The 6,235-nt window shown below is 31.2% G+C and carries 8 protein-coding genes; 5 read left to right on the top strand and 3 right to left on the bottom strand.

Features of this window, described 5'->3' with window-relative positions; translation table 11 throughout:
• Window positions 1–193 precede the first annotated feature (193 nt).
• Genes HRU49_RS13755 through HRU49_RS13745 form a run of 3 tightly spaced genes read right to left on the bottom strand, consistent with a single transcriptional unit; the run spans window position 194 to window position 1,733 of the window.
• Window positions 194–604 (bottom strand): hotdog fold thioesterase, encoded by a 411-nt coding sequence (locus tag HRU49_RS13755; RefSeq protein ID WP_296358146.1) that lies wholly within the window; start codon window positions 602–604, stop codon window positions 194–196.
• Window positions 605–622: 18 nt separating this feature from the next.
• Window positions 623–1,141, bottom strand: coding sequence for a peroxiredoxin-like family protein (locus tag HRU49_RS13750; RefSeq protein WP_296358145.1), 519 nt, complete (start codon window positions 1,139–1,141; stop codon window positions 623–625).
• A gap of 10 nt (window positions 1,142–1,151) precedes the next feature.
• Entirely contained in the window at window positions 1,152–1,733 is a 582-nt protein-coding gene (locus HRU49_RS13745; protein WP_296358144.1) for an NAD(P)H-dependent oxidoreductase, read from the bottom strand.
• Window positions 1,734–1,838: 105 nt separating this feature from the next.
• Here HRU49_RS13745 and HRU49_RS13740 point away from each other — a divergent pair, with 105 nt between their 5' ends.
• From HRU49_RS13740 to HRU49_RS13720, 5 genes are all read left to right on the top strand, one after another.
• A complete protein-coding gene (locus HRU49_RS13740) occupies window positions 1,839–2,225 on the top strand; it encodes a helix-turn-helix domain-containing protein (RefSeq protein ID WP_296358143.1) in 387 nt (128 codons plus the stop codon).
• A gap of 174 nt (window positions 2,226–2,399) precedes the next feature.
• Window positions 2,400–2,789 carry a hypothetical protein gene (locus tag HRU49_RS13735; protein WP_296358142.1) on the top strand — a complete coding sequence of 130 codons (390 nt, stop codon included), beginning with the start codon at window positions 2,400–2,402 and terminating at the stop codon, window positions 2,787–2,789.
• Window positions 2,790–2,950: 161 nt separating this feature from the next.
• A complete protein-coding gene (locus HRU49_RS13730) occupies window positions 2,951–4,111 on the top strand; it encodes an alpha/beta hydrolase-fold protein (protein ID WP_296358141.1) in 1,161 nt (386 codons plus the stop codon).
• Window positions 4,112–4,258: 147 nt separating this feature from the next.
• Entirely contained in the window at window positions 4,259–5,209 is a 951-nt protein-coding gene (locus HRU49_RS13725; protein ID WP_296358140.1) for a hypothetical protein, read from the top strand.
• 216 nt (window positions 5,210–5,425) lie between these two features.
• Complete coding sequence (locus HRU49_RS13720; protein ID WP_296358139.1) at window positions 5,426–5,926, top strand: hypothetical protein; 501 nt, start codon at window positions 5,426–5,428, stop codon at window positions 5,924–5,926.
• Window positions 5,927–6,235: the final 309 nt, after the last annotated feature.

The raw sequence follows: 6,235 nt of genomic DNA, 5'->3' as shown, positions 1-6,235 counted from the left end.
AGACAGTACGACTTTCATTCGCCTGCAATAGCCATTGACCTATTACTAAGATTATGACAATTTACACCACCTGTTAGGCACTGCCACTAACATAGGGTAAAGCGAATAACGTCTAAAGGCTTATATTGCTTATATTTACAAATAAATATCGCAACTCGCCTTACCCGTCTGGCCGTTGTACGCAAGCTGAAAATCATGATCGAATAAAATTATAAACACCTTTTCCTTCCGCCACCAATAAATTGTCTTGAAATGCTTTCATTTTGGTCACCATTATTCGATTTCCCATTCTGACCAATTTTCCTTCAAAAACTAAGTCATTTCCATTTGCAAATCTCAAATAATCTACTCTCAAGTCTATTGTTGATAATTTATCTTCTGGCGAATTGAAATTAGCAATGCCAATAGCACTACCAACGGAATCTAAAATTGTAGCTATAATTCCACCGTGCCAATGATTAGTACGAATATCACCGACTAAATCTTTTCTAAATGGCACTCGTACTTTAATGAAATCCTTTTCAACAATTTCAACTTTTAATCCAAAATATTTATGAATTGGGATTTCTTCTTCTGCCAATTTTATCAATCTTTCTTTTGTCATTATATCCATATGACAGAATTATAGCATCTCACCTCTAGCAGGATAGCCTGACTGAACGATATAATCTACCGCTTTTACAAAAGACGGCAAATATGGTCTTCCCCAAGGATTACTGTTTATTGCTGAATAATAAACTTCATTATTATTGTCAATTAAAAATAATCCTGGTTCACTAAATTCACTTGGTTCACCATCTTTTACACCTGCACTTAAATACAAAGTCCAATCTCTTGCTGATTTTTCAGATAAACCATAGCCCAAAGTAAGATTAGACAATTCCCACTTTTGACGAGAAAGTCTAGCTCTCTGTTCGGTATCCATACTTACAGCTACTACATTAACACCTCTTTCCTCAAATTCGGGTAACAATTCTTGCAATTGTTGTAAGTACTTTTTACACAATGGACAATGTAACCCTCGATAAAAAACAATTAAAGTAAAATTGTCTGGGTTTTGGTCTGCTAAATGCCATTGATTTCCATCTAATAATGGAAATTGTAAATCTGGTGCTATATGTTTTGGTGTTGGTCTATTCATAGTAAATACTTTAAAAGTTTGCTTTTAAATGATTTTCAAAACGATTAAAATCATTCTCTATTTCTGGATTTTTCATCACATCATATGCCATAAATGTTGGTAATGGTTCAAAACCAAACCATTTAAAATTAAGATGCATTGGTTTTAAAAGTTCATCTTCGCTTATTCCATTAAAAAATGTTTCCTCTGAATTGTTAAATGCCTCTTTAGGTGCATTAGCAGTTACTGACATCATATACTTTCCGTTTAACTTTCCACCTAATCCGTAATTCTTCTTCGGTGCTTCTTTACTTCTTCCATCACCATCAGACATTTCGCCCATCATACCCATCGAAAAAACTTCATCAATGTATTTTTTAAACGACCAACTAACACCCATCCAGTTCAATGGTGTTTGAAAAAAGACCACATCCGCCCATTTGAATTTTTCGATTTCTTCATTGACATCATAATTGTCTTCCATTGTAGTCTTCTTGATATTGTAACCATTACTCTTAAAGTAGCTTTCCGCTTTTTCAGTTAAAGTTGCGTTTAATTTTCCTTCAGAAAATGGATATTTCTGATGACCGTTGATTATAAAAATATTTTTCATTTTAAATTTTTAATTACATTTGTATCGCAAAGAAACTATTTTTAGTATCAAAAAGAAACTATTTATTTTTCATTTGAACAAATAGTGGTAACCAAAAAGTAACTAATGGCAAGAAAATATATAGACAACCCGAATGCTTGTTCACTTGTACATACAATGAACATAATTGGCAATAAATGGAAACCGATTATTTTATACTTATTATCAAATGGTTCTATACGGTTTGGAATGCTCAATACACTTATACCAACAATTTCAAAAAAGGTACTGACTAATCAACTGAAAGAATTAGAAAACGATGGATTACTTTTAAGACAATCTTTTGCTGAAATTCCACCAAGAGTTGAATATTCATTGACTGAAAAAGCAGTTGGACTTTTGCCCGTTTTAAGAATGTTAAGTGATTGGGCAAATGAAGCTTATCCTGAAATGGAATTTGAACAATGCAGAATAATAGAAAATGGAAAAGCCAGCGTACAACAACGTGTATAATTCATGCCAGCAGTCATACACAAAAATTTCTTACTTTTAATTCTAATAAATTTTTCGTGTAACCAATCTGTCCCAATAGCTGGCACAAACCATACACGAACACGTTGTGTGTAAGCTGAAAAAATGAATAGTATTAAATTGAAAATCGGAATTATAATCATTTGTTCTCTATTTGTGAACCTCTCATTTGGACAAAATGACTCATCAAAAGCTGACTGGAATAAATTGATTGTAGGCAAATGGGTTAACAAAATAAACCGAACATTAGATGGTAAAGAATATACTGGATTAAAATGTCGAGATACAATACAATATTTATCTAATGGAAATTATATTTCCAATCAATGTGTCTGGAATGAAACTGGAAAATGGAAATTCTCTGACAAAAAAGATTTAATGATTCATTTCGATATTGATAATGAATATTGGAAAAAGGAATTAGGAACTGATGATTTAGGAGAAAGTCATGCGGAAATTATATCGCTATCTGAATCGGAATTAGTAACTGTATTATTCGATGAAGAAAAAGGAGAAATACATCAATTTTATGCTCGCCTGGAATAAAAGCCTACACACAACAATGTATAACCGCAATTACGGCGGATTCGACTACGTCCGAATCCACTCGGAATTGCGAGCGTCAGTTATTAATCGAAAAATAGTAATTTAAAACCCGTAACGGACGGTTATACGGACCGTTGGCATTAATTTTGAGAGACAATCAAATGAATAAAATAATTTTAATATTAATTGCCCTATTATTTTCAATCCAAGTTTTTTGTCAGGATTTTGGAAAGGTTGAAACAATTAAGATTTACTCAAAGGAATTAAACCAAAATCGCGAATTCTTCATTTATACACCAAGCTATTATCAAGAAAGTAAGTGGCAATTTTACAATGTAATTTATGTGTTTGATGCCCAAACTAAACAGTTTTTTGATTTAACACACTCATTATTACCCTTTATTAGTAAGGAAGTTGACAACCCTTATATAGTTGTTGGACTTATAGCAACCTATGATGAAGAACTTAACTACGGTAGAAATGATGATTTGTTACCTAAACCAGTTAATGTTAAGAATAGTCAATTTTTTGGACACGGAAATTCAGCTAATTTTTTAAAATATGTCAAGAAAGAACTTATCCCGTATGTTGAGAGTAAATACCGCACATTATCGAAAAGAATTGCTGTTGGACACTCTTTAAGTGCGTCATTTGTGATTTCCACATTGCTTGAAGACAATAATATTTTTGATAGTTATATCTCAATTTCGCCAAACTTTGCTTATGATAAAGATAGATTAGCTGACGAGTTTATCGATTTTGATTTTAATTCTTTGAAAAAGCAAAAGTATATTTATATCAGTAATGCTGACGAAGGAATTGAATTTTGGAAAAACTGGAAACCAGCAAGAGAAAAAGTTTATAAATTTTTGAATGAGAAAAAACCAGATTCAATACAATTTAAAATTGACAATTTATCAAATTACAATCACTGGACAACATTTGTGCCTGGACTAATTAATGGATTGAAATCGTATCATAGTTATTTAGAAAATCTTCCTGAAAAATCCTACAAAACAACAATAAGCGTTAAAGTTCCGAACGAAATGGACGAAGTTTATATTACTGGAAACCAAGAGGAACTTGGGAATTGGGATGAGAGTAAAATAAAAATGAATCGAATTTCTGAATTAGAACGTAGTATTACTCTTAATCTAAAAGCAAATTCTCAAATTCGTTTTACAAGAGGAAGTGCGGAAACAGAGGCAGTTTTAAAAGAATATGATTTAGAATATTTGTTTCAAATACCAATTAGCCCTTCTAAATCTCACAATTATAAGTTCGAAATTGTGAATTGGAAAGATATGATGGAGAAAAACTAATGGCAACAAAAGGTATACTTAATGCGGGATTAATTGCTAAATCTAAGTTTTGTGTTCTTTTGCAAACTAATTTTAAATCAAAAAATAATCGCTTATCAACCCTGCACTAAGCATACCCAAACCGTTGCCAGTAATTAAAACGAACTAATGAAGAAAATTTTTACCCTATTATTTATTGGAATTACATTTTCATCTTGCAGTCAAGGTGTAAAAGATAATTTTCCATCTGAAATAAAAACAGAGAAAACAGAAAAACACAAGAGAGTTGAGGGAACAAAAGTTTACGCAAAAATCCCAAGTGATTATAAATTCATAGAAAATTTATCTCGTTATCAAAAAGCAGACAATCTTTACGTTCAGTTTATAGAATCAAATGCTTCAAATTTTTATCAAGCAAAACCAAACTTTTCTAGAGAAGTAATTGAATCTAAAGGTGCCAAAATTGACATTCTTAAAGACACTAAACTAAATGATTTAGATGCAATTTTTGGAGATGGACCTTCAAAAAAAATTAATGAAAGAAAAACTCTTTTGATTTTTGGTGATAGTGAATTTGTGGTAATTGCAGTCGGTGTTTATCCACAGAATAACAATGAAGGACGAAATGAAATCATAGAGATTTTCAAAAATTTAGTTTACCACAAAAGTTTTGAGCTCGACCCTTTTGAATTGGCTAACTTCGAATTTGACCAATCTATCTGTGGATTTAAATATGCAATGACAGCGACCAACGTATTTACTTTCAACGAAGATGGAAATCCTGAATCAGAAAGTGATTTCTCTAATTCTATTAACGTTGGAACAATGCCTACAATGTCTCTTGACAAAAGTAAAGAGTTCATAAAAAGCATTATACAAAATGCTAAAAACTCTGGTAAAAAAATTAGAGCTACAGAAATCAAAACTAGCAAAATCGGAGACTATTCTGCTTCTATTTTAGATACAGAAATGGAGGTAAAAAACAGACAAGGAATTCTTTATGTTGCTATACTAAATGGCAATGAATCTAGCGTATTTTTTATGGGGACAGCTTTTGATAGAAAAGCTGAATTATTAGAAAAATATAAAGAAACAGTAAAGACAATAAAAATAAAATAACTACTGGCAACAATGGCTATAATTAATACGGGGTTGATGTTTAACCAAAGTTTAGTGTATTTTTATAAAGTCCGCCAAATCTTTTTGATTTGGCTTTAAAAATGAAAAAAATTAAAACAAAATAAAAAGTTTTGGCTAAGTGCTTAATCGAAATTAATCGCTGATTTATTCCCGTACTAATCATAGCCGAAGCCGTTAGCAACAATTAAAACGACTATGAAACAGGAACTGATAATATCGAATCACGATTATGATGAATTGAAATATTATCCTGCGATTTCGGGACAAATTGAATTATCAAAACTGACCGAATCTTTATCGATACTCAAATTATATTTTCAAAAATTAAGAGTAATAGACAAGCCTGAAGAAATGTATTTTGACCTTTCAACTGAAGTTATGCTTACGAATTTCCCAATTAAAATATCTTCATTAGAAGAACTTGACGGAATGGAATTATTCATTGAAGAAGGATTTGAAGGTAAAGCATTGACAACAATGTTAAGCGTTTACGATGGCGAACCAATAAACAAAAGCAGAATTAAATTTAAGTCGGTAAAAAAAGACTGTTTTGAAGTTGATTGGACAGGTTGTTGGGGAGAAGGCAACAATAATGATGAGAATTTTAAACTCAAAGTTATAGCATATAAAGAAGATGATATAACAACACCTTTGTGTGAATGGGAAAAAGACTTAATTGAAAAATTTGATAAATGATATTATACACATCAAATTGGAAGTACTTACAACCTTCGAAGATACAAATACTGGGGTAATTTTTGTGCAAAGTTAAGTACTTTCATTTCCTTTGCAATTTTCTCAGCCATTTGCATAAGTAGGACTACAATTACCAGATTAAATTGTGAGAGTCCAGGAGATAGGTGAATTTGATATTAGTGACATAATTAATAGTCACAAAAAACTTATTAATAGATTACAAATTAATGGAAAAAAAAAACCGAAATCACTTACAACGTTAGAAAATTTTGCTAATTCTAAAGAAAAAGGTCTTGCTTATGCAATTTT

This window comes from Winogradskyella sp. (assembly GCF_013213975.1).
In the GTDB taxonomy this organism is placed as follows: Bacteria; Bacteroidota; Bacteroidia; order Flavobacteriales; family Flavobacteriaceae; genus Winogradskyella.
The sequence above is the reverse complement of the archived record's forward strand: the minus strand, read 5'-3'. Positions and strand labels throughout refer to the sequence as shown.